Source organism: Morganella morganii H1r (assembly GCF_000633515.1).
In the GTDB taxonomy this organism is placed as follows: domain Bacteria; phylum Pseudomonadota; class Gammaproteobacteria; order Enterobacterales; family Enterobacteriaceae; genus Morganella; species Morganella morganii_B.
This window is the reverse complement of the sequence record NZ_AYMP01000010.1, coordinates 154,603-177,022: the sequence shown is the minus strand read 5'-3', so window position 1 is coordinate 177,022 and position 22,420 is coordinate 154,603. Positions and strand designations below refer to the sequence as shown.

General features: G+C 44.7%; 25 protein-coding genes. 10 read left to right on the top strand and 15 right to left on the bottom strand.

What is annotated here, in order from left to right:
• Nucleotides 1-2: 2 nt before the first annotated feature.
• The 5 genes from U868_RS0105995 to U868_RS0105975 are packed head-to-tail and all read right to left on the bottom strand — an operon-like array spanning nucleotide 3 to nucleotide 5,622.
• Nucleotides 3-413, bottom strand: coding sequence for a type III secretion system protein BsaR (locus U868_RS0105995; RefSeq protein ID WP_025152495.1), 411 nt, complete (start codon nucleotides 411-413; stop codon nucleotides 3-5).
• 22 nt (nucleotides 414-435) lie between these two features.
• A complete protein-coding gene (locus U868_RS0105990) occupies nucleotides 436-2,499 on the bottom strand; it encodes an EscV/YscV/HrcV family type III secretion system export apparatus protein (protein WP_025152494.1) in 2,064 nt (687 codons plus the stop codon).
• A gap of 22 nt (nucleotides 2,500-2,521) precedes the next feature.
• Complete coding sequence (gene sctW, locus U868_RS0105985; RefSeq protein ID WP_025152493.1) at nucleotides 2,522-3,574, bottom strand: type III secretion system gatekeeper subunit SctW; 1,053 nt, start codon at nucleotides 3,572-3,574, stop codon at nucleotides 2,522-2,524.
• Nucleotide 3,575: 1 nt separating this feature from the next.
• Nucleotides 3,576-5,201: a type III secretion system outer membrane ring subunit SctC gene (sctC, locus tag U868_RS0105980; RefSeq protein WP_025152492.1), complete on the bottom strand. Its 1,626-nt coding sequence runs from the start codon at nucleotides 5,199-5,201 to the stop codon at nucleotides 3,576-3,578.
• On the bottom strand, nucleotides 5,185-5,622 hold the full coding sequence (locus U868_RS0105975; protein WP_240182669.1) for a helix-turn-helix domain-containing protein: 438 nt from the start codon (nucleotides 5,620-5,622) through the stop codon (nucleotides 5,185-5,187). Before U868_RS0105975 ends, sctC begins: the two co-directional genes overlap by 17 nt.
• A gap of 407 nt (nucleotides 5,623-6,029) precedes the next feature.
• On the opposite strand from U868_RS0105975, the gene U868_RS0105970 reads away from it, so the two are divergent.
• The 7 genes from U868_RS0105970 to U868_RS0105940 are packed head-to-tail and all read left to right on the top strand — an operon-like array spanning nucleotide 6,030 to nucleotide 10,033.
• Entirely contained in the window at nucleotides 6,030-7,085 is a 1,056-nt protein-coding gene (locus U868_RS0105970) for a hypothetical protein (RefSeq protein WP_025152490.1), read from the top strand.
• A gap of 8 nt (nucleotides 7,086-7,093) precedes the next feature.
• Nucleotides 7,094-7,357 (top strand): hypothetical protein, encoded by a 264-nt coding sequence (locus U868_RS0105965; protein ID WP_025152489.1) that lies wholly within the window; start codon nucleotides 7,094-7,096, stop codon nucleotides 7,355-7,357.
• Between the two features lie 56 nt (nucleotides 7,358-7,413).
• Nucleotides 7,414-7,722 (top strand): hypothetical protein, encoded by a 309-nt coding sequence (locus U868_RS0105960; protein WP_240182668.1) that lies wholly within the window; start codon nucleotides 7,414-7,416, stop codon nucleotides 7,720-7,722.
• Nucleotides 7,722-8,456, top strand: a complete 735-nt coding sequence (gene sctJ, locus U868_RS23470) for a type III secretion system inner membrane ring lipoprotein SctJ (RefSeq protein WP_025152487.1) — start codon at nucleotides 7,722-7,724, stop codon at nucleotides 8,454-8,456. The genes U868_RS0105960 and sctJ overlap by 1 nt, the downstream gene beginning before the upstream one ends.
• Complete coding sequence (locus U868_RS0105950; RefSeq protein WP_025152486.1) at nucleotides 8,453-9,016, top strand: hypothetical protein; 564 nt, start codon at nucleotides 8,453-8,455, stop codon at nucleotides 9,014-9,016. Before sctJ ends, U868_RS0105950 begins: the two co-directional genes overlap by 4 nt.
• Nucleotides 8,997-9,614 (top strand): hypothetical protein, encoded by a 618-nt coding sequence (locus U868_RS0105945; protein ID WP_025152485.1) that lies wholly within the window; start codon nucleotides 8,997-8,999, stop codon nucleotides 9,612-9,614. The genes U868_RS0105950 and U868_RS0105945 overlap by 20 nt, the downstream gene beginning before the upstream one ends.
• A 5-nt stretch (nucleotides 9,615-9,619) precedes the next feature.
• Nucleotides 9,620-10,033, top strand: coding sequence for a hypothetical protein (locus U868_RS0105940; protein ID WP_025152484.1), 414 nt, complete (start codon nucleotides 9,620-9,622; stop codon nucleotides 10,031-10,033).
• Between the two features lie 48 nt (nucleotides 10,034-10,081).
• On the opposite strand, the gene U868_RS24430 is transcribed toward U868_RS0105940, so the two are convergent.
• The 5 genes from U868_RS24430 to potA all read right to left on the bottom strand — a co-directional run bounded on the left by U868_RS24430 (nucleotide 10,082) and on the right by potA (nucleotide 15,726).
• Complete coding sequence (locus tag U868_RS24430) at nucleotides 10,082-10,396, bottom strand: helix-turn-helix domain-containing protein (protein WP_025152483.1); 315 nt, start codon at nucleotides 10,394-10,396, stop codon at nucleotides 10,082-10,084.
• A gap of 1,330 nt (nucleotides 10,397-11,726) precedes the next feature.
• A complete protein-coding gene (gene potD / locus U868_RS0105930) occupies nucleotides 11,727-12,770 on the bottom strand; it encodes a spermidine/putrescine ABC transporter substrate-binding protein PotD (RefSeq protein ID WP_025152482.1) in 1,044 nt (347 codons plus the stop codon).
• A 217-nt stretch (nucleotides 12,771-12,987) separates the two neighbouring features.
• Nucleotides 12,988-13,770 carry a spermidine/putrescine ABC transporter permease PotC gene (gene potC / locus U868_RS0105920; protein WP_025152481.1) on the bottom strand — a complete coding sequence of 261 codons (783 nt, stop codon included), beginning with the start codon at nucleotides 13,768-13,770 and terminating at the stop codon, nucleotides 12,988-12,990.
• Nucleotides 13,767-14,627: a spermidine/putrescine ABC transporter permease PotB gene (gene potB / locus U868_RS0105915; RefSeq protein WP_025152480.1), complete on the bottom strand. Its 861-nt coding sequence runs from the start codon at nucleotides 14,625-14,627 to the stop codon at nucleotides 13,767-13,769. Before potB ends, potC begins: the two co-directional genes overlap by 4 nt.
• Nucleotides 14,611-15,726, bottom strand: a complete 1,116-nt coding sequence (gene potA / locus U868_RS0105910) for a spermidine/putrescine ABC transporter ATP-binding protein PotA (protein WP_025152479.1) — start codon at nucleotides 15,724-15,726, stop codon at nucleotides 14,611-14,613. The genes potB and potA overlap by 17 nt, the downstream gene beginning before the upstream one ends.
• Before the next feature lie 415 nt (nucleotides 15,727-16,141).
• On the opposite strand from potA, the gene ahpC reads away from it, so the two are divergent.
• From ahpC to U868_RS0105890, 3 genes are all read left to right on the top strand, one after another.
• Nucleotides 16,142-16,705 carry an alkyl hydroperoxide reductase subunit C gene (gene ahpC / locus U868_RS0105905; protein ID WP_025152478.1) on the top strand — a complete coding sequence of 188 codons (564 nt, stop codon included), beginning with the start codon at nucleotides 16,142-16,144 and terminating at the stop codon, nucleotides 16,703-16,705.
• Between the two features lie 75 nt (nucleotides 16,706-16,780).
• Entirely contained in the window at nucleotides 16,781-18,355 is a 1,575-nt protein-coding gene (ahpF, locus tag U868_RS0105900; RefSeq protein WP_025152477.1) for an alkyl hydroperoxide reductase subunit F, read from the top strand.
• A gap of 660 nt (nucleotides 18,356-19,015) precedes the next feature.
• Nucleotides 19,016-19,417, top strand: coding sequence for a hypothetical protein (locus U868_RS0105890; RefSeq protein ID WP_025152476.1), 402 nt, complete (start codon nucleotides 19,016-19,018; stop codon nucleotides 19,415-19,417).
• Between the two features lie 49 nt (nucleotides 19,418-19,466).
• Here U868_RS0105890 and U868_RS0105885 read toward each other — a convergent pair whose 3' ends face one another.
• From U868_RS0105885 to U868_RS23460, 5 genes are all read right to left on the bottom strand, one after another.
• Nucleotides 19,467-19,805, bottom strand: a complete 339-nt coding sequence (locus U868_RS0105885) for a tetratricopeptide repeat protein (RefSeq protein ID WP_025152475.1) — start codon at nucleotides 19,803-19,805, stop codon at nucleotides 19,467-19,469.
• Between the two features lie 37 nt (nucleotides 19,806-19,842).
• The gene (locus tag U868_RS0105880) at nucleotides 19,843-20,478 is read right to left on the bottom strand and encodes a bactofilin family protein (RefSeq protein ID WP_240182667.1); all 636 of its coding nucleotides are present in this window, start codon (nucleotides 20,476-20,478) and stop codon (nucleotides 19,843-19,845) included.
• Between the two features lie 13 nt (nucleotides 20,479-20,491).
• Nucleotides 20,492-20,677: a hypothetical protein gene (locus tag U868_RS0105875; protein WP_025152473.1), complete on the bottom strand. Its 186-nt coding sequence runs from the start codon at nucleotides 20,675-20,677 to the stop codon at nucleotides 20,492-20,494.
• A 68-nt stretch (nucleotides 20,678-20,745) separates the two neighbouring features.
• Nucleotides 20,746-21,138: a hypothetical protein gene (locus U868_RS0105870; protein ID WP_240182666.1), complete on the bottom strand. Its 393-nt coding sequence runs from the start codon at nucleotides 21,136-21,138 to the stop codon at nucleotides 20,746-20,748.
• Nucleotides 21,139-21,400: 262 nt separating this feature from the next.
• A complete protein-coding gene (locus U868_RS23460; protein WP_051583026.1) occupies nucleotides 21,401-21,709 on the bottom strand; it encodes a helix-turn-helix domain-containing protein in 309 nt (102 codons plus the stop codon).
• Nucleotides 21,710-22,420 lie beyond the last annotated feature (711 nt).

Genomic DNA, 22,420 nt, shown 5'->3' with positions numbered 1-22,420 from the left:
GATCAGCCTCTGAGGATCAGCGTGTAACACTGCTGACTGAGACGGACAAACTGATCAAGCGCCTGTACAAAAGATTCCGTATCACTCACGGCACTGTGACTGAAGCACCCGACCAGCTCAGCGCCGTTATCCGTCTGGCGCAGTGCCGGTAAGCCGGGATAAAACAGTGCTGCCGGTTGTTCTGTCAGAATATCCAGCAATCCGCCTTTTACCTCCGGCAATAATGCCGGTAAATCCGCAGGCAGCGGCGCCCAGATAACCGGAGATTCATCCGCTACCGCAATATGGATCACCTGCTGTTCACCCAGTGATAATGAGATTGTTGAGTGATTATCGAGAGAACTGCCTTCCGGCACCAAATCCCCGCGTCCGATCAGTTTCATTCCTTCTGTTACCAGTGTTGCAAGATCCATCTTCAGCTTCCTTTTTATGACATTAAACAGAATCAATAACCGACACCTGCGCCGACGGCACAATTTCAGAGAATGACAGTACCGCCATTCCCGGATAGTGCATTTCGGTCAGTTTCCGGACAAAACGACGGACATCCATTGCCGTCAGTAACACGATATCCCGCCGGTGGCGCAGCGGTATCATCACCAGCGCCAGCGCATCATAAAAATGATCCAGCTGTGCCGGTTCGAGATTAATAAATGTGCCGCCCGCTGACTGGCGGATCCCCTGACGTATCATCTCTTCCAGAGGGTTTGACAACACGACCGCCTGCAATACCTGATTACAGGCAAAATGTGCTGAAATATAACGGGCAAGCTGGCTGCGGACATGCTCAACCAGTACCAGCGGATCTTTTTCTTTCTGCCCCCACTGCACCAGCGCGCCGAGAATGATTTTGATATTACGGACAGATATCTGCTCGGCAATAAGCCGCTGAAAGACATCAGCAACACGCTGGACAGACAAATAGCGGTAACACTCTTTCAGCAGTTCCGGATATTTATTCTCCACATTATCCAGCAGTGTTTTGGTTTCCTGAATACCCAGGAGTTCCTGAATATTCTGTGTCATTATCCGGCTGAATTCGCTGAAAAATACCGTAATACCGTGTTCTGTCTCCATGCCTGCGGCCCGGCAGGCTTCCCCGTGTTTTTTATCCGTCCAGATCGTTTTCTCCCCGCTTTCCTGATCAATACTCTCAGATTCAATATTCAGTGCATCAAGGGCATCATTGATTTCAATGATCCGGCAGCGATCCGGATAGCTGTAAATGACCCCGGACTGAATCTCATTGATTAACACCACCGCTTTATGTTCCGGTATTTCGCGGCTGTAATTGATAATGACAGCGGGTAAAAAGAAACCGTAGCGGAAGGCAAATTCCTCCTGCAGCCAGGCTGTCATGTTTTGTTTTTCAAACAGCGCCTGATAACGGTGATGAAGTGTGATAATAAGCGGAATGGCTTCGTTATTTTCCGCCGTCAGTCCGCGTGGCGCAAAATCCCCCGCAGATGATGCAGATATTGCGGCCGGAGAACCGCTGTCAGAGCGGTTTTTTGCCGGATCAGATGCCTGCTTCGGCTTATTTTGTCTGAGGCGCATACCATAAAACAGCATCAGTCCGGCCGCCAGCAGGCCGAAAATACCCGCCGGAAACCCCGGCAGCATCCCCATACACAGCGCCAGTATTGCGGTGACTATCAGGGTAAAATCATGGGAAAACAACTCCCTGACAATATTGGCCCCTAAATTCTGATTGGTACCGCTGACCCGGGTGACAATAAACCCTGCGCTGATAGCAATCAGCAGTGCCGGGATCTGCGCCACCAGGCCATCCCCGATAGTCAGCAGCGTGTAAGTGCTGAGCGCCTCGCTGAACGGCATCGACATTTGCGCCACACCGATACCGATTCCGCCGGCAAAATTCACAAAAATGATGACAATACCGGCGATCGCATCCCCTTTAATAAACTTCATCGCACCGTCAAACGCGCCGTACATCTGGCTCTCCTGCTCCAGCTCTTTACGGCGTTTACGCACTTCTTCGTTATCAATCAGGCCGGATTTCAGATCGGCATCAATACTCATCTGCTTGCCGGGCATACCATCAAGGGAGAAACGCGCCGCCACTTCCGCCACCCGCTCCGAACCCTTGGTGATAACAATAAACTGCACCACCGTGACAATGGCGAAGATAACAAAACCCACCACAATATTTTCGCCGATAACAAATTCACCAAATGACTGAATAATATCTCCGGCATCCGCATCCAGCAGGATCAGGCGGCTGGTGCTGATAGATAATGCCAGCCGGAACAGGGTGGTGATCAGCAAAAGTGCCGGAAAAGAGGTAAATCCCAGAATCCGGGTGATATAAAAAGAGAGCAGTAACATCAGGATAGAAATCACGATGTTCAGCCCGATGAGAAAATCGACCAGCATTTTCGGCAGCGGAATGATCAGCATGGCAATCACCATGACCATAATCAGCAATACCGCGATCTCCGGCCTGCTTTTCACTGCATTGATAAAAGTTGTCAGCATAGCAATCCATTGCCGGTGAAAGTTATAAGATATTAATAGTTCTGCTCATAAGGGCTTTCAGAAAAGAAACCACCTGCTCTTTCCCTGCTTCCTGCAGAAAAAGGACATCCGGTATCTCACCAAAAATCACAATCAGGCGCTGTAAAATAAGCGGCCTGTTTTTGTCATCTTCTGCCGCCGCCAGCAACGATTCTGTTTCCGTCTGAAATGCCTCCGCGTCACCGAGCCCGGAAATCAGTAACTGGTTCAGCCGGGGCTCATCCGCCAGTACCGGCTCTGTACACTTCAGAGAAGAAATTTTCTGATGAAACATATCATTCAGGGAAATAAGCTGATTCAGGGTATGCAGACGGGTGGTCAGTTCCCCGAATTCACTGTGATGGCTGCAACTGGGCAACGCGGCCGCCATATCACACACCAGCGAGTCGCGGACATAATTCAGCAGGCTTCTGACCCGGCTTTTCCGGTACTGTTCCAGCCACACTTTCCACAGATACAAAATATCGAATTTCCAGCTGATGTAACTGCGGTATACCATTCTCAGCTGCGCGCAATCCAGTTGTGTCACCGGTGCATGCAGGCGGATTTTCAGCGCGATATTGATTCCGGCCCGTGTTTCCTGCGCAAACTCACCGTAAAGTAACTGCTCAATTTCCGCATCAATCTCAGCGGCTTCTTCCGCCGAAAACGGCAGCTTGCGCAACAGGGAACGCAGCGCCATGACATAATCACTGGGATCCGGAAACAGGTTGCGCACATAATCGAGAAACTCACGGACAGAACGTCCGCAAGCCGCAAACCACTTCACGACCCGATCCAGTTTTGTCTCTGCGCCCTCCGTACTGCTCTTCTGCTCTGATGCCGGTAACTGACTGATATTTTCATCTTTTCCGTACTGCCGCCGGTTAAACTGTGACAGCACCATCGCCATATCATCCATCATATCCATCAGCTGCTCGGCGTGATTTTCCGTCTGGTTTTCTGCCGGGCGCTGCTCCGCCGCCACATCACCCGCCTGTTTTTGTGGTGCCGCCGACGGACGGAACGCCGCTGCGCCGGGTAAGCTATTGATCATATCAATAGCCCTGCTTCAGTTTCTGCATCATCTTAATACCTTGTTTATTCTCATTATTAAACGGAATATGCCCGGTAATTTCTGTATCGCTGAAAAAATCCTGTTGCAGAATACGGGGCTGCAATAAAAAAAGCCGGACCATTTTTTCTGTCTTCACTGATTCAAACTGAAACAACCGGCCTGCCAGCGGGATATCACCCAGCAGCGGAATTTTGTCATTATGGCGATGGCTATTTTCCCGCGTGTAGCCGCCAATCAGCAGGGTATTGCCCTGTGCGACTCTGGCTATCGTGCTGATATTGGTACGATTAATCACCGGCAAAGCATCTTCTCCGCCTGTTCCGTCAGCATCCTTTTTCTGTGCGCCGTCTTCAAGCTCGATAATCATCTCCACGGATTTCCGCTGATTGGCAATCCGCGGCGTCACATTCACTTTTGTGCCGTAGGTGATGCTTTCCAGAGATGATGTGCGTTCCCCCTGTAACTTACTGTAAAACGTGGTGTTATTGTCAAAAATCGCCGGTGTGTTATCTTGGGTCAGGATAATCGGCCGGGACACCATATTGGCCTGCCCTTTCGCAGATAATGCTCTGATTTTGCTGAAAAATGAAAAACCAGTGAACTGATTAAGCTCACTGAGATTAAAGGCCACTTTCATGTTTCCCGTGCCGTAATCCGCCTGCCAGTTGATACCCAGCTGATCAGCCTCATTTTTTGACACATCAATAATCCACAGTGATAATTCAATCTGCGGCTTCGTGACATCCAGTTGTTTTATCAGCTGATTGATTAAATGCAGGGCATTGCGGTTCCCTTTTAACAGCAGGCTGTTTTCCCCCTGCAACGGCACAATCCGCACCCGCTCCCCGCCCAGCCAGACGGTTTCGGCAGGCAGAGCCTCTTCCTGTTCCGTATCCTGCGGCATCAGACCGGTTTTGGCTGCGGATCCGGAATCCAGTAATTCCCGTAATGCAGATGCCACACCCGGCAATACCAGACTTTTCCCCCGCGACGTTATTTCCCTGTCCTGTACAAAACTGTTTTCCAGCTTAACCAGCTGAATATGCTCATCTTCCGGAGAAATACCCTGTTCCTGCACACTGTACTGCGCTTCGAGTGCATCCACCGCAGAACGGATAAGTGCCAGGTATCGCGGAGGCGCGGTGACATATAAAATCCGCTGCTGACGATCGGATGTCAGCGGATATTGCGCGTCAAACAACCCGGTTTGTTTCAGAAAAGCTGTCAGTTCATTGCGGGTAATGGTATTCAGCGTCAACATGGAAGATTCAATCTCATTGCTGCTGTAAATATAGAGAGTCCGGTTTTCCCGGTATGACACCAGAGCCATCGTTTTCAGCATCTGTGACAATGCGGCCTGCGGGTCGGATAAATCAAAAGTGCCGGAGATCTTCTTCTTTTTCACCGCATCAGACGAAATCATCATGACATCCAGCTTTCCTGCCAGCGCATCAAAAAAATAATCCAGCCGTGTTTCTTTCGCCACATACTGCTCCTGACGCGGCGGTTTTTTTTCGTATAACAGTGTTTGTTCCGCCATGGCCGGCAGAGAAAACAGGCAGAAAAAAAGGCAGAACAGTCCCCCGGTGCTATTTTTTAACCGCATGATTTAAATTCCTTATTTTCCGGGGAGACATACCAAATAATATTTTGATTTCATTTGAGAAATGCGATGCAGAGCAATAGCCGTTATCTGCCGCGATCCGGGTCAGCGAATGTTCTTTTACCAGGATATCCAGCACCGATGCCACACCGCGCCAGTGCCGCAGCTGGTATTTGCTCTGATTACCGATATAACGCTGGCACAGGCGCCTGAAGTGAGTGCCGGATAACCCGTAACGCTGACTGATATCACGGATATTGTTATTTTTACAATCCGCCGCACTGATCAGATGCTTTACCAGCCAGTAATGCTCGGAATGACGCAGTGAATTCAAAAATGTTTTTATCTCGCTGTTTTCATTCAGCATCTCACAGACAACCCGGTATTCCGGATTATCGGCCTCACCCTGAACAGAAAAAATCACTTCATCATTCTGACCGATTGTATTATCAGTAATTTCATCATTATATTTTTGTGTTAAATGATAATGACAGTCTATAAAAGCTAATAGTTTTATACATTTTGACAGCGGAAAACAGCAATCAATCCGTTCACTTTTTCTGCATCCATCTGTATTATATATATCATTATAAATATATATCCGACTCATCTTTTCCATATGATTTCACATCATCCTTTTCATCCGAATATATAACAGATACGTGTATAACGTTAAACAATCATTGAACAAACTAAAATTTATCAGTGAATTTAAAATATAACACTATTTTTTACTACCATTTTTTTATAAAACTCACTACTATTTAAAAAAAAGGTTATCAAAATAATATAAAGCTATAGAATATACGAATCCATCACCTGGAATAATTAATGGAAAAATTATATAACATAATGACAATGGGAGATTCATCCGGAAAAGAAATAACATTTCCTTCCGGTAAATATCATATTAATAATAATGATACCATTGAATATAATGAGGTACAGATACCATTACCTGTCCCTGTTCCGGATTCATCACTGTGCTGTATCGAAATCGAATTATATGAGAACTATTATTGTGTTTCCTGCATCAAACACAGTAACGACGTTATCACGATGGATATCTGTTATAACGCGCCGTTTTATTATCAGGGAATACCTTTTTTCGCTATAAAAGAACAGCATGACACGTGGAACGGGAACATACTGTCAGTAAAAGAAACAACAGGCTGCTGCAGTCTTTCCCGGCGTTCTTTTTTTTATTCTGCTTTGATATTATCGGTCATACTGACAGCGGGCTTCATATCCTGGCACAACAAAAATGATACAGATAAAAACAGTCATACGATAAATCATGAAGATATTATACATGGCCATATGAATAATAATGAATATATTATAAAAAATAATAATATTCTTTTATTCTCATCAGATGAAAACGGTATCAGTAAGATAAAAAATGTTCTTCCGGGCTATACTATTTATTCAGTTAACAAAACAGACATAAAGATAGATAAAAATGATATTATCATCATGCCTGACCTTAACAAAAGAAAAGAAATTATTTATATATATAACGAAACTAAAAAAGTTAACCCCAAAATAGCTGCTATCCCTGATAAGTTCAGGGAGGATATAACCATCAGAACATTATCATTCAGTGATATTGTTAAATTAATAAATGACCGGTTCAGTCAGCACTTAATCCGGTATTCTGTAAAAAAATCGGAGAATATCATTTTTATTTATGCAGATAAAAGGAGAAACAAAGAAACAGATACGATTATTAAGGATATCAATACCACGATATTCTCAGCCCCCGGAAATACACTGGTACAGTACAGGGAAAGCATACCCCGGGACATTCATCCGGGAGTATATAGCTCAGTAAATTATATTCACCTGTCTGATAACCACACAAAATTTCTCTCTGATAATAAATAAGGATATTTATGGCTGATGTAGCAAAGAAAAGTAATGCTATAACATTTAGCTCTCTGACGAAGCAATTCAAATCACCGATTCAGAAAGACAATGAAAAACTGAATAAGCTGATGGATAATTTACAGTCACACGATAAAGATACCGCCAATGCCTACGATATGGCGATGTTACAGGCCTGTTCATCATCACTGAATATTAAGTGCTCGGTACTTTCAGCAATGATCCGCCAGCATAAAGAAAACCTCTCAACACCGATCGGCAATATGCGCTGATTTATGACGTAAAAATGACAGGTCAGCCGCCTGTCATTCACCATAAAAAGGATTTTATGATGTCATCATTTAACCGGACTTTACCTGTCACAACGATCACCGGGATCACTGAATTACTGGCTGATCTCAATGGCCGCGAGCAGTCAGCTCATCAGAATTTGATATTACCGGGAACCGCAAAAAAAGACCTGCGCCGGAAAACACAGGCACTGAGCACGGAGAACGCCGCCACAGAGACCAGTGATGTCATGATGATGCTGGAAAACCAGGCCGTGATGGCCAAATGGCATACGGAGATCAGCTTTTATTCCCGTATGCTGCATCTGACCCTGAATGCCGCCGATACGGTGATTAAGGGTCAGTGATGCGCAATATACTGTTTATATTACTGATAGGCGGGATAAGCCTGCTGCTCAGCGGCTGCAAAGAAGGAACGATTCTGTCATCACTGAATCAGCGTCAGTCTAATGAAGTGCTGGCCGCGCTGCATAAACATCAGATTCAGGCAGTGAAAACGCCGCAGGGAAAAGGTTTGTTTGCCATTTCCGTGCCGGAAGAGCAGAGCCGTCACGCCATTCATATTTTGCAGGAATACCATTTGCCGACTGATGAACGAATTGAGATAGCCGGGATCTTCCCGTCAGATTCACTGATTGCGTCTCCGCAATCAGAAAAAGCCCGTCTGATTTCGGCCATTGAACAGCGGCTGGAGCAGTCGCTGCTGTCATTTGATGCGGTTACCGGGGCCCGTGTTCATCTCAGTTATCCGCTGTCCGGGCCGGGAAGCCCCCGTAAACAGCCGGAAACACCCCGCGCCTCGGTGCTGATTTACCACTCCGGGATTGAGGATGAAACACAGTTCACTCAGGATATTCAGACATTTGTGATGAACGCCTTTAACGGACTGACGGAAGAAACTGTTTCGGTACTCCTGTATCCCGGAAAACCGGTTATTGACCTGCCGCCGCAACCGGAAAACACAGGTCTGTCCCCGTTTTTTCTGCTGTTTCCCGCCGGTTTAATACTGGCTGCGGCCGGTTATGTCCGGCGCGTGCAATTACGGGCATTTCTGATGCGGAAGAAGGTCAAAACGCCATGAATAACCGGTTTGATATACAAGGTGCCGTCGCCCGGGTAATGTACCAGCCTGCGGATTATCTGCACAGCAGCCGCTTATTTGCCGGGTTGTCGCCGGCAGCACAATCAGTGTCATACCGCAGAATGTATAATGCGGCCATTATTGATCACTACCGGCTGCCGTGTGAGCGGGATTTTGATCTCTTTTCTCCGCTGACAATCCCGCTGCTGCGTCACTGGAGCCAACTGCCGGTAGTCTGTCACTTCCTTGACAGCTTTATCCGTCACGCTTATGACCTTCCGGGTGGCGTTGTACCGGATCTGTCACAACAGGCATTTTTATCCCTGATCCCGGCACTACCGCTACCGGCATGGCCGCAAGCTCAGGCACAGCCAGATATCCCGGCGGTACTGCCCGGCCAGGTTGCCATGACGCAATTATTATCCGGTTTTTCCCCCGCGCTGGCGGCCCGCTTTCAGCTGATGACGGATGCGTCCCTGTCACCGGCAGAAATCCGTCTGCCGCACCTGCCCGATTCCCTTTTACCTCTGGTATTACATTATGTGCCGTTCACTGCCTGATCCTCTGCTGTTACATGTTAAACACGGCGTACTGATTAAACGCCGCCACGTCTCTGCACTTTGCCGTCTCAGTAATCTGACCAGGCAGGCAAACCATCATGCTGCCCGCCTGATAAAACAGGCTGAAAACAAAGCAGAACAGCATCGCAAAACAGGCTTTGATGCCGGTTTTCAGCAGGGGCTGACACAGGCTCTGCCTGAAATGGTACGGGTGATAAATGAGTATAAATCGGTGATCCATCAGAACCTCACCGTGGCAATTGACGACCTGGAAAAAGAACTGACCGCATTTTTTGATGATACCGGAATACGTTTTCAGCTGATTCACCAACTGGCTGAACAGTTTGCTGCGGAGTGTGAATGTGAATTAATTCTGCCGGCTGAACTTAAAAAGGGAATGACGGAGTATCCGGATTTCACTGTACCGGTATCTTTTCATTTCAGCCGTAACATCATATTACGTACCGGGAAAAAATTACTTTTTCTGACACCGGAAACGTTTGCCCGTGAAAAAGTCACACAAATAAATAGCTGTATTGTTCCGGACAGCCCGGCGGGTATCTCCGGCAGCTATTTATCATTATACAAAAAAGGATAATAAATATGAAAATAGACAGTATCACCGGAAAGCCGGATATTCAGACCGGCGAAAATCATGAAAAAGCCAAACGATTGCATGACTGGCTTATCAGTAATTTCAATAAAAAGGAAGATATTTATCACGGGCTCAAGTTAGTGGGAACAGATGGATATAATACCGGTAATAATATAAAAGAAAAAATAACGTTATTAATTACCGTTGAAAATAAATTAACAAAAAATCCGGAATATTCTGATACGGAAATATGCAAATCAGTAAGCCAGGTTGGCGGTGACATTGTTAACTATCATGCCTTTTACCAACAATATCTTCTTAAAATGGCAAATCAAAAACAGCTGGGATTAGCACCGGATGTACTTTCCGCTGATTTTGACCAGAATAATAAAAAAGATGACTGGCTTACTGCGTTTAGCTGATAATGCCTGTTGTATCAAAATTGATAACAGCAGAAACAATATCCTGATTTAAATAAATTGTTTACCGTTCAGTAATACCGTTTCTGCTCTGAACTGATTTGAACGCATCTGAATATGCGGCTCATGCGGATGTTCTGATGCTTCAGCTCTGCCGCTGAGGAACCATTCGACCGGCGCATCTAATAATTCAGATAATTCAATAAGATGATGCAGACTGATTTTACTGACACCGCGCTCATAACGGTTAAACTGTTGCTGACTGATATTCAGTTTTTGCGCTAATTTAACCGTAACAATCCCGAGTTCTTTACGTCTTGATTGGATTCTGTGGCCTAAGACTGCATAAAAGTCGGAAGTTTCCATAATGTCTACCTATTTTCTCTATAAGTCGTGAATTCAATTAAGTAGGTTTACTTAAAAGCTATATTTTTTATGTATAAAAACTTTAAATAAGAACAAAGTATTTCTCGCGAAATACTAAAATGATGAATAATTTCGTTTTAATTATGGCGTAATATTTAAATTCAGTTCAATATCGATATCACACTTCAAAGAAATTTAATTATATCTGTCAGATATAAACAGATTTATCTGAATTTTGATGAAGTGCTTAACCAACCAGGTTTATCTATTTAACCAATTAAAAAATTAAGCGCCACAGAAAAACGTGAGAATCTTTATCACGATATCAAAATTTAAAATCACTCTGCGTATTTAAGACTATTCCCTAAGCAAAATAAGACCGGGATTACTAACTAGTCACATAAAGATAAGTTATATTTTCAGTAATATCACTTAGTCATTTTGCGATTAATTCGTCGCCCTGCTTTTTTTATGCTATCCGTAGCATCAGCCGAAATAATGAGAGAATGTAAATCAGGATGTCTGATTATATCCTAATCCATCCACTAACCATGATTCTTTGATCTGACTACATAAAAAGTGAAATAGATCACACGTAACAAAATATTTTTCATCGCTTTACATCAATTAAGTGGCAACGGTCACATTTCAATCACTTCACCGTCTAAAAAAACAACACAACGGTTAGAAAAAGCTCAAAAACCAGCTGGTAAGCTATCCGCAGGATGAGTTGATTGAAAAAACCAGTAACAAATAATGGTATATATAGTTACCTATTTACACACTACTTGTGTCACTTTCGTAATTATAATCATCTAATTATTTTTAGATAGACACGTGTTATGCTGCCCCGAGAAAAAAATATTAAAATCTGACATTCACAGTGAGTGAGTGTTTAATGCTGCATTATGAATATTTCACTTTAATTTCAAGTTTTTATTCTTAACAAAAAAAGATATCCAGCATGATATTGCAGTCTAATTGTATTTTTTTGTAACTTACTTGTTGTATTTGTAATTTTTTATTTATCGCTTTGCATATCACTTTTCATTTACGCCGGAATACGTATAATTATCTATTATATATCAATAAATTAGATGATTATTGATATAAAACAACCCTCTGAGACAGCATTAAATTCACCTTGTGACTGGTATCATTTACCGTTTTTTTATAAAACAGATTATTGATTCAGCTTCTGTTTAATAATTAAAAATATTTCTGCTCACCTGCTTATATATTATTTGCAATGAAATTATTCAGGTTATGTCACTTTATTACAGACATAAAAAAAGCACCTCAGGGGTGCTTTTTCAAACGGAGAGTGAAATCAACGGCCGGCTTTCAGCTTCTGATAATAGTTTTCATAGAGTACACTGGTGTCACCCACATCATCCTGCCATTGCCCTTTACGGATGGTTTCCTCATCCGGATAAAGTGATTTGTCATTGACAATCTCTGCCGGGAGCCGTTTTTTCGCCGCCAGATTCGGGGTCGGATACCCGATAGTCTGTGCGACCTGTGCCGCAATTTCCGGACGCAGCAGGAAATCAATCAGCTTATGTGCGCCTTCCGGATTTTTAGCGTTAGCCGGAATAGCCAGGCTGTCCATCCAGAAGATCCCCCCCTCCTCAGGCCAGACAACATCAATATTCAGGCCGGACTGACGTGCCACATAAGCAGAGCCGTTCCAGATCATCCCGACATTGACTTCCCCTTCCATAAACGGGTTTGCCGGGTTATCGGAGTTAAACGCTAAAATATTCGGTCGCAATTTTTGCAGCTCTTTATAAGCCTGCTCAATTTCTGCCGGATTAGTGGTATTTGCGGAATAACCCAGTTTGCTCAGGGCAATCTGGAATACTTCGCGGGCATCATCGGTCATCAGCAGACTGTTTTTGTACTCAGGCTTCCACAGATCCGCCCAGGAAGTCACAGATGACGGGTCTACCTCATCACCGTTAATCCCGATAGCAGTCGCCCCCCAGATATAGGGGATCGAGTAATCGTTTTCCGGATCAAACGGTTTGTGCAGCAGATTCGGATCCAGGTTATCAAAGTGACTCAGCTTTGATTTATCGATCTTCTGCAGCATTCCTTCATGACGCATTTTGGCGACAAAATAGGTTGAAGGCACCACCAGGTCATAAGCCCCGTCTTTGTAAGTCTTCAGTTTGGTGTACATGCTTTCGTTGGATTCATAGGTGGAGTAAATCACCTTGATTCCGGTCTCTTTGGTAAACTGCTCTAATAACCCCGGCGGAACATATTCCGTCCAGTTATAGAAATAGAGTGTTTTACTGTCATCTGCTGATGCTGAACTCAAGCCTGCTGCCAGAATACCGGCACCAAGCAGCAAGGACCACTTTTTCATTTCAGTGTTTCCCTCAACCCGGGTTAATCAGTGAATATCACAGGCGGTAACGCCCCCTTTGTTAATTAAGCAGAGCAATTATAAAAGCGGAAAAGCGGGGGGTAAAGCAACGATTACGTCATAAAACGGTAACAGAATTGAAAATTCTGCTGCAATGCGGGATTATTCACATAATAAACCGGCGGATCCGCTGAAGACCGCGCCGGTAACAGAACCGTTACTGCTGTTTGTGTGAGCGGTCACGCAGCACAAGCTGACTGATGATGACCATAAACAGCGAAAGTGCCATTAAAATCGTGGCCAGCGCATTCACTTCCGGCGAAACCCCGACTTTTACCATTGAGTAGATTTTCAGCGGCAAAATTTCATAGCCCGGCCCGGTAACAAATGAGGAAACCACCACGTCATCCATCGACAGGGTAAAGCTCAGCAGCCAGCCCGCAATCACCGCCGGTAACGCCAGCGGCAGAATAATCTTGCGCAGAATGGTGAATTCTCCGGCACCCAGATCCCGTGCCGCTTCCAGCATTTTTACGTCAAAATCTTTCAGCCGCGAATAGACCGTGACCACGACAAACGGCAGGCAGAAGGTAATGTGCGAGAACAGTAATGACCAGAAACCGAGCGACACCCCGAGGATCATAAACAGTACCAGCAGGGAAATTGCCATCACGATATCCGGCGACATCATCACCACAAACAGCATACCGCCGACAAAGGGTTTTCCTTTGAACCGGTAGCGGTACAGTGCCACCGCTGTCAGTGAACCGATAACCGTGGCGAATGTGGCAGACAGAATTGCCATCGTCAGTGAATGACCTGCCGCCTGCAGCAGGCTGTCATTATTGATCAGCGTGCTGTACCAGTCAGTCGTGAATCCCTGCCAGTTGATCCCGAAACGGGATGAGTTAAAGGAGTTCACAATCAGGATAACGATCGGGATGTATAAATAAGCATAGATGATGGTCATAAAACCACCGCGTAACAGGCGTCCTATCATTCCAGTTCACCGTTCTTATTCAACATTTTCGCCGCACGGTAATAAACATACAGCAGCAGCCCCATTGCTGCGGTCAGGAAGATACTGGTTGCCGCACCAAACGGCCAGTCACGGATGTTCAGGAACTGACTTTTTATCACGTTACCAATCAGCAGGTTTTTCGCCCCTCCCATCAGATCCGCCACATAGAACAGCCCCATCGCCGGCAGCAGCACCAGCAGACAACCGGCGATAATGCCCGGCATGGTCAGCGGCAGAATAATGCGGAAGAAGGTCTGAACTTTATTCGCCCCCAGATCGCGTGCCGCCTCCAGTAAGGATTTATCGAGCTTTTCAATCGCGGAATAAAGCGGCATCACCATAAACGGCAGCAAAATATAGATAAGCCCGAGCACCACTGCTTCAGAGGTATACATCAGCTTAAAGGGTTTATCGATAAGTCCTGTCCATAATAAAAACTCATTCAGATAGCCGCGTGTACTGAGGAAAATTTTCAGCCCGTAAATACGGATAAGAGAGTTTGTCCAGAACGGGACTATCAGCAGGAATAACATCAGCGGACGATACTTCTGCGGCATCCTTGCAATAAACGCCGCAAACGGATAGCCGATCAGCAGGCAGCAAACCGTGGCAATCACCGCCATATTAAACGAGTGCAGCATCACCTGTGCATACATCGGGTCAAATAAGCGGCGGTAATTGTCGAGGGTAAAGACCATATCGACCAGATTCGCGTCATTGCGTGTCAGGAAACTGGTGCCGATGATCATCAGATTGGGCAGGAAAACAAACAGCAGTAACCAGGCGACAATCCCCGTGATCACGATAGTCTGGAATGGTTTACGTGTCATTTTCATCGCCCAGCACCACCTCCCAGCTTTCAACCCATGTCACGGCAATTTTCTGATTCAGTGAGTGATCCACATCCGGATCATCCTCATTAAAGAACTCACTGACCATCACCCGTTTGCCGTTTTCCATCTCCACTTCGGAGTCCAGCGTCATGCCTTTATAGTTGCGCTCACGGACATAACCGATAAGCCCGGCAATCGGCTCATTATCATGGATCTCTTCAACGCGCAGATCTTCCGGACGCAGCAGCACATGGACTCTCTGCCCCGGCGTGACATCCAGTGTGGTGTAAATATCACACTCGTGCCCTTCAACATTTGCGCGGATCCGCTGTTCATCGATTCGGTGCAGAACATCCGCATCAAAGATATTGATCTCACCGATAAACTGCGCCACAAACAGGTTTTTCGGCTCCTCGTAGATTTCACGCGGGGTACCGTCCTGCTCAATCCTGCCGTCACGCATCACAACGATACGATCAGACATGGTCAGCGCCTCTTCCTGGTCGTGGGTGACAAACACAAAGGTGATCCCCAGCTGACGCTGAAGAGCTTTCAGTTCACTCTGCATCTGTTTGCGCAGCTTGTAATCGAGCGCGGAGAGGGATTCATCCAGCAGCAGCACTTCCGGCTTATTCACCACCGCACGGGCAATGGCAACACGCTGCTGCTGTCCGCCGGAAAGGTGGCCCGGTTTGCGCCCGGCAAAATCCGCCAGCTGCACCATTTTCAGTGCTTCTTCCACACGCTGTGTAATTTCATTTTCCGGGGTTTTCTGCATACGCAGCCCGAACGCAACGTTTTCAAAGACCGTCATGTGCGGAAACAGAGCGTAGCTCTGGAAAACCGTGTTGATATGGCGCTGTTCGGCAGGAATATGGGTGATATCCTGGTCGCCGAGCATAATGGTGCCTTCATCCGCATCCTCAAGCCCGGCGATTAACCGTAAAACCGTGGTTTTACCGCACCCGGACGGGCCCAGAATGGTGACGAACTCACCATGATTAATTGTGAGGTCTAAATGCTTAATAATGTTCTTGTCATCAAAGCTTTTGCTCAGCCCTTTCAGGGTGACAAGTGGTGTCAGAGAGGTTGTCTCAGTCATTTATGCTATTCACTCTATCCCGGAGGTCATGCAGATAGAACCGTAACTGAAAAAAGACTGTTAAAGCAGATTGGTCTACTTATGGCCAATGCCCAAAACCAGTTACGCCGTCAAAAAAAGAAGAGGGCATAATAAACACAGCGACCTTAAAATGAAAGCTGAAACGTCATCACGCCACTAATTTTTTGTTCATCTTTATTCATACATATCTTAACAATCATCCCCCTGATTGAAGGCATTTTCAAACAGGAATGCGATCTTATTGTCCGTGCGCAATATCTGCCGTTTTTGTACCGTAAACTATTAAAATAAATCCATTGTTAGATAAAACCTATCACATCGATAGCAGCAAGCCATTGGCTTCCCCGCGCAGCTTTCCGTATTGTTGTGTTCAACGAAACAGGAGGAATCATCTATGTCTTTAATTAATACCCCAATCAAACCTTTCAAAAACATGGCATTCAAAAACGGTGAATTCGTTGAAGTCACCGAAAAAGACACCGAAGGCAAATGGAGCATTTTCTTCTTTTATCCTGCTGACTTCACCTTTGTCTGCCCGACTGAGTTAGGCGACCTGGCTGACCATTACGACGAATTTCAGAAAATGGGCGTGGATATCTACTCTGTCTCCACTGACACCCATTTCACTCACAAAGCATGGCACAGCAGCTCAGAAACTATCGGCAAAATCAACTATGCAATGATCGGTGACCCGACCGGCGCACTGACCCGTAACTTCGAAAACATGCGTGAACTGGAAGGTCTGGCTGACCGCGGTACGTTCGTTGTTGACCCGCAGGGTATCATCCAGGCGATTGAAATCACTGCTGAAGGTATCGGCCGTGACGCATCTGACCTGCTGCGTAAAGTGAAAGCGGCTCAGTATGTTGCCAGCCATCCGGGTGAAGTCTGCCCTGCAAAATGGAAAGAAGGTGAGGCGACTCTGTCTCCGTCACTGGACCTGGTCGGTAAAATCTAAGACCCCCCTCTCTCCGTCTTCTTTCTTATTTACTGTTATCGGGTGCATTGCACCCGATTTTTTAAGGGAATAATCATGCTCGATAACACAATGAAAGCGCAGCTTAAAGCGTATCTCGAAAAATTAACCCGTCCGGTTGAGCTGGTATCAACCCTTGACGACAGTGCTAAGTCCGGTGAAATCAGGACATTATTACAGGAAATCGCTGAGTTATCGCCGAAAATTACCGTTCGCGAAGATAACAGTGCCTCTGCACGCAAGCCGTCATTTCTGATTGTAAATCCGGGACAGACTCAGGGTATCCGTTTTGCCGGTTCCCCGCTGGGTCATGAATTCACCTCACTGGTGTTAGCACTGTTACAAGTCGGCGGTCATCCGTCGAAAGAAGCACAGGAATTACTGGATCAGGTGCGTGATCTGGAAGGTGAATTCCATTTTGAAACCTATTATTCACTCTCCTGTCATAACTGTCCGGATGTGGTGCAGGCACTGAACCTGATGACGGTGCTTAATCCGAATATTACACACACGGCCATTGACGGCGGTCTGTTTCAGAATGAGATCACCGAACGCAATATCATGGGTGTGCCGGCCGTTTTCCTGAATGGTAACGAGTTCGGTCAGGGCCGTATGACACTGGCGGAAATCGTCAATAAAGTGGACAGCAATGCCGGTAAACGTGCAGCTGACGCCCTGAATCAGCAGGCACCGTATGAAGTGCTGATTGTCGGCAGCGGCCCTGCCGGGGCATCTGCCGCCGTGTATGCCGCCCGTAAAGGGATCCGCACCGGGCTTATCGGAGAACGTTTCGGCGGCCAGGTGCTGGATACCGTGGATATTGAAAACTATATCTCCGTGCCGAAAACCGAAGGCGCAAAACTGGCCGCAGCACTGAAAGTGCATGTGGAAGATTACACCGCAGATGTGATTGATAACCAGAGCATCACCGCGCTGATCCCGGCCACGGAACAAGGCGGCCTGCATCAGTTACAGACCGCGTCCGGTGCCACCCTGAAAGCGCGCAGCGTCATTATCAGTACCGGTGCCCGCTGGCGTAATATGGGTGTTCCGGGTGAACAGGAATACCGCACCAAAGGGGTGACTTACTGCCCGCACTGTGACGGCCCGCTGTTCAAAGGGAAATCCGTGGCAGTGATCGGCGGCGGTAACTCCGGCGTGGAAGCTGCTATCGACCTGGCCGGTGTGGTGGAACACGTCACACTGCTGGAATTCGCCCCGGAACTGAAAGCCGATGCGGTGTTACAGCAGAAACTACACAGCCTGGCAAACGTGGATATTATTGTGAATGCCCAAACCACCGAAGTGCTCGGCGACGGCAGCAAAGTGACCGGCTTACAGTACAAAGATCGTGTATCCGGTGAACTTCACACACTGACACTGGCGGGGATTTTCGTTCAGATTGGCCTGCTGCCGAATACGCAGTGGCTGAAAGGAACACTGGATCTGAACCCGATGGGTGAGATTGTGATCGATGCCCGTAACGAAACCAGTATTAAAGGAGTGTTCGGTGCCGGTGACTGTACCACCGTGCCGTACAAACAAATTATTATCGCAGCAGGCGAAGGAGCCAAAGCATCACTCAGCGCCTTTGATTACCTGATCCGCACCAGTACCAGAACCGCTGAATAGTCCGCTGTTCAGCTGTTGTACCCAAAGGCATCCGGGGGCGGATGCCTTTTTTTATTCTCCGGTAAAACGATTCCTCAAACGGCAGCGGCCTGTCTGTGAACAGCAGATCAAAATACCGGTCAGATTCAAATCAACCACGGGCGGGTACATCAGCACAATCCGGAAGCTGAAAAACACATCTTTAAGCATCACACTATCCCCATCAGAAAGTCACCCGCCTGATTGTAACTATCTGTTTTTTCTTATCCTGCTGATGAATCGTAAAAGGCTGTTTTCCGTTCCGGAAAAGACAGTTTCCTGTCACGATACAACAACACCGCCTGAGAAAAAGACTTTTTTGTTTACTCTGCGGAAAAATACCGGTTATATATAACCATCTTATCCTTTCCGTTTATAATATTATGTTTATTATCACTCTTTTAACGTGTATACAATGATATCTTCTGCCTGCACTGATTAATATTCAGCACCATGCCATATTTAATATATAAAAATATAACTATCTTTATATTTATCACTATAACAGTAAAGATAAATACCATATTATTATGTTTATTTCGTCACACTCTATTCATATACAAACACCGCAGACATACTTTAAGGTATAGCCCTCTCTGTTCTTAAAATCCGATACAATATATACCCGCCAGAGGAGTTCTCATGCGTTTTAAAACATTAATTCTGATTTCGGGATTACTGACCACGCTGTCCGGCTGTACCAGCGCATCACGGCAAATATCACCTCAGCCCGCACAACCAGTGGCAGAGCCGGTAAAATTACTCCCTGCACCGGCACAGAATTCCACCAGTAACAGCTGTATTGATGATATGTATCTGCTGCGCAAAACCAATGCCGGTGATTACCGGGTATTATCCGGAAAATACGGCGAAGTCATGAACGAGTTTAATTTCCTGCGGGAAAATGAAAGCATCATGGATAATGATATTAAAATTTATATGAGAAACAGTCTGACGATAAAACTCGGTAAGGTATGCAGCGATATCAAACTGAGCGCATTCCGCTCAATCAAAAAGAAATCCAGCCTGAATGCCGGTTCGTAAATAAAAAAGGCTTGCATTCAATACAAGCCTTTTTAAAACCCGGTTTTTGTCATTCAGAATTCTGTTCAATAACATCTCTGCAATATTCATAAAACAGAGTAAGAAATGCAAAATAGTCTTTTTCATTGTAATACTGAAGCGCTAAAAAGCGTTTTGCATCTGAATCGCCCTTTCCGGCCGCAATACGCAAATAATACTTTCCCTTTTCAATATCTTTTTTCACACCATAACGTCCGGTGAGATACAGTGTTCCCAGTAAAAACTGGGCATTTGTTTCTCCCTGTATCGCTTTTATATTCAACAACTCAATATTTTGCGACGGTGTTTCCGCAAAACAAAGTAACGGGATAAAAAATAAGGCTATCAAAAACCGGGAATATATTTTCATTTTTCCTTTATCCGTTAATAGTGTGCCGGGGTAACGATCATTTTTGATTTATTGTCTTTTCTTTACCGGCAACAATGGCTTCAGGGGTGACTTTATGGCTTTTATAAGGCTCGGACTGGCCGGTAAAACGCCCGCCGGTAATAATGGAAAATACTTCAGTCCGGCAAATACCATTCAGTTCACCCTTTTGCAGGATTTCCGTATTTTTGGCATTACAGGTTCCCATCATAATGCCATTAACGGCAACATGTTCTGCAGTCACATCACCTTCAATAACCCCTTTTTCCATAACGGAAACTTTAAATGCGCCGGCATTGATATTCCCTTTTACTTTTCCGTATATTTCGATATTACCTCCAGGGGTCATATCACCGGTTATTTCACAACCTGTTCCCACGATAGTAATACTCTTACCCGCCGGCTCATTTTTTACCGGTTCTGCTTTTGCCTGTTCCGCCTTCACAGATTCTGCTTTATTTACTTTATCTTTTTTATCGTCTTGTCTGAATAATGCCATAAAAAAACGCCTTCCTGTTGTGATGAAAAATAATATAAAGAGAAGCAACACGTACATACTCATATGAAAATACAATTCTCTCCCGGAAGAGATAATGGCTATCAGTATTTCTCCCCAGAGAAACCAGAGACCGTATAAATATAAATGTATTTTCATTCGTTCAGCGTCATCATGCTTGCTGGTATACCGGCATATCACTGATACAATTTATATTGATCTGGATACGCATACCATTCTCTTCATCGATATAAAAAATAACATTATCTGCATCATAGTGATATTTAATATGACATTTCCGTTTTACAAATTTCTTCATAATATCTGCCAAGTCAGTTTTCATATCATCAAAAATCATAGATCCTCCTGATATTACGGTTATAAGTAATAATAAAATATACCTGAGCAGAGATGCATAAGATAAACCTATGGTTTTTCATCATAGATAACCATATAACTGTTGGTATTTAATACGCTGTTTTTTTGATTATTTTTCAGATCTTTTTCCAGATCGCCATCGAATTTGATCGGTATATCATCGCCGTCGTTATCGAAAAATGCCTGCCAGGCACCGGCGATTTCATCCGAGTAAAACTGATCACCGGATTTATCACGCTGCACCGGCACTGCCGGTAATGTACTGAACACATCACTGTGCGGGATCCGGCTGCCGGGCGGCAGTTTTCCGGCAGGTTCCGGTAGTGTGGTCAGATCCATCGGAAACGGCATGCCCCGTCTGCCGGATAAAAATCGGTTTCTCAGAGAATCCGGAGACACGGCAACAACCGCCCCGATACCTTCTATTGTTTCCGATATCACCGGCTCAGATTGCCTGATATCCGGCTTTGCTGCAGACGATACGGCGACTGAAACCGGAAAAATAAAGGGTAAAGAAAACAGCAGATATAATCTTATTTTTTTCATATTAAGCGTGTTATATGACATAAACATAAATATGTCCCGGCTCCGGATTTTCAGAGTTAATGATGATAAAATAATTTATCAATAAGTACTTACGATATCCCCATCATAATGATTTCATTCATTATTTATGTATAAATATATTTTATTATTGTTTAAATCATTTTCTGTAATCATGACAGTATGAGGGTTCTATTCTTCCTTCATGCTCACCGACCTTATGATGGTAATAGCTGCCTAATACAGAGAATAAATTATTAACATCGTTTGGTGTCATTTGCAAAGCAGCAAAATAACGCATAAGCATGTCCAGGTTAAAGCAATTCACACCTCTTTCATAACGGGATATCTGTTGCTGGCTGATGCTTAAAATTTTTGAAAGTTCAATACCTGATAACCCGAGCTGTCGGCGTTTATTTTTAAGAGCCTGGCCTATTACACTGGAAATAGGATGAATATTTTTAATCACAAATCCTCCTGACGACTACATTACACTCTGACTGCTATTTTATAAATAAAACAACATATATTCTGTTTTATATGCCATGTGAAATAATAATAATCACTGAAAAGATAAACTAATATATTGAATACTTGTTTAAGACACCTCCTTCTTTAGTTAAATAATTAGCGTGATAATACATTTACACTCCACATAAGAGTAAAAATATTATTTTCAGCATTCATATTGTTTAGTGGCTAAATAATTAAATAGTTAACTATTTTGTTGATCACAATATCACAGCAGCAGAGATTAATGCTCTCTGCTATCCCGTGTATGGATAAACATTATCGTCACTGACATTTCAGCTGTATTTCTTTTTATCACAGGGGGAATTGGTATTACAAAATGGTCCGGATGATCATCTTGCTGCCATTACCTGTTATCGTTAATAGCCCTCTTTATATACGTTATTTTATTTTCATGTAAAGAGTAAATGACTTATGGCGGTGTGTGCAAATTTTTATTCACCTCTCCATTCAAATCTAACAATAGCTTAAACCTATCAATAAAAATTTATCCATATCTAAAAAATAGCATAATAAGTCAAATTTACTAATTACATCAGTAAGTTAAATTGAAGTGACTGTTTTTACACAATAAATACGATTTATCCTAAATATCCCGCCCACTCCTCTCGCGATTACGTTTGAAGCACTCTGTTACAAAATAAGCATT

Excerpts from the sequence above, each read along its gene's own strand:
- U868_RS0105995 (WP_025152495.1), bottom strand. The coding sequence starts at position 413 with ATGGATCTTGCAACACTGGTAACAGAAGGAATGAAACTGATCGGACGC.
- U868_RS0105990 (WP_025152494.1), bottom strand. The coding sequence starts at position 2,499 with ATGCTGACAACTTTTATCAATGCAGTGAAAAGCAGGCCGGAGATCGCG.
- sctW (WP_025152493.1), bottom strand. The coding sequence starts at position 3,574 with ATGATCAATAGCTTACCCGGCGCAGCGGCGTTCCGTCCGTCGGCGGCA.
- sctC (WP_025152492.1), bottom strand. The coding sequence starts at position 5,201 with ATGCGGTTAAAAAATAGCACCGGGGGACTGTTCTGCCTTTTTTTCTGC.
- U868_RS0105970 (WP_025152490.1), top strand. The coding sequence starts at position 6,030 with ATGGAAAAATTATATAACATAATGACAATGGGAGATTCATCCGGAAAA.
- U868_RS0105965 (WP_025152489.1), top strand. The coding sequence starts at position 7,094 with ATGGCTGATGTAGCAAAGAAAAGTAATGCTATAACATTTAGCTCTCTG.
- U868_RS0105960 (WP_240182668.1), top strand. The coding sequence starts at position 7,414 with ATGATGTCATCATTTAACCGGACTTTACCTGTCACAACGATCACCGGG.
- sctJ (WP_025152487.1), top strand. The coding sequence starts at position 7,722 with ATGCGCAATATACTGTTTATATTACTGATAGGCGGGATAAGCCTGCTG.
- U868_RS0105950 (WP_025152486.1), top strand. The coding sequence starts at position 8,453 with ATGAATAACCGGTTTGATATACAAGGTGCCGTCGCCCGGGTAATGTAC.
- U868_RS0105945 (WP_025152485.1), top strand. The coding sequence starts at position 8,997 with ATGTGCCGTTCACTGCCTGATCCTCTGCTGTTACATGTTAAACACGGC.
- U868_RS0105940 (WP_025152484.1), top strand. The coding sequence starts at position 9,620 with ATGAAAATAGACAGTATCACCGGAAAGCCGGATATTCAGACCGGCGAA.
- U868_RS24430 (WP_025152483.1), bottom strand. The coding sequence starts at position 10,396 with ATGGAAACTTCCGACTTTTATGCAGTCTTAGGCCACAGAATCCAATCA.
- potD (WP_025152482.1), bottom strand. The coding sequence starts at position 12,770 with ATGAAAAAGTGGTCCTTGCTGCTTGGTGCCGGTATTCTGGCAGCAGGC.
- potC (WP_025152481.1), bottom strand. The coding sequence starts at position 13,770 with ATGATAGGACGCCTGTTACGCGGTGGTTTTATGACCATCATCTATGCT.
- potB (WP_025152480.1), bottom strand. The coding sequence starts at position 14,627 with ATGAAAATGACACGTAAACCATTCCAGACTATCGTGATCACGGGGATT.
- potA (WP_025152479.1), bottom strand. The coding sequence starts at position 15,726 with ATGACTGAGACAACCTCTCTGACACCACTTGTCACCCTGAAAGGGCTG.
- ahpC (WP_025152478.1), top strand. The coding sequence starts at position 16,142 with ATGTCTTTAATTAATACCCCAATCAAACCTTTCAAAAACATGGCATTC.
- ahpF (WP_025152477.1), top strand. The coding sequence starts at position 16,781 with ATGCTCGATAACACAATGAAAGCGCAGCTTAAAGCGTATCTCGAAAAA.
- U868_RS0105890 (WP_025152476.1), top strand. The coding sequence starts at position 19,016 with ATGCGTTTTAAAACATTAATTCTGATTTCGGGATTACTGACCACGCTG.
- U868_RS0105885 (WP_025152475.1), bottom strand. The coding sequence starts at position 19,805 with ATGAAAATATATTCCCGGTTTTTGATAGCCTTATTTTTTATCCCGTTA.
- U868_RS0105880 (WP_240182667.1), bottom strand. The coding sequence starts at position 20,478 with ATGAAAATACATTTATATTTATACGGTCTCTGGTTTCTCTGGGGAGAA.
- U868_RS0105875 (WP_025152473.1), bottom strand. The coding sequence starts at position 20,677 with ATGATTTTTGATGATATGAAAACTGACTTGGCAGATATTATGAAGAAA.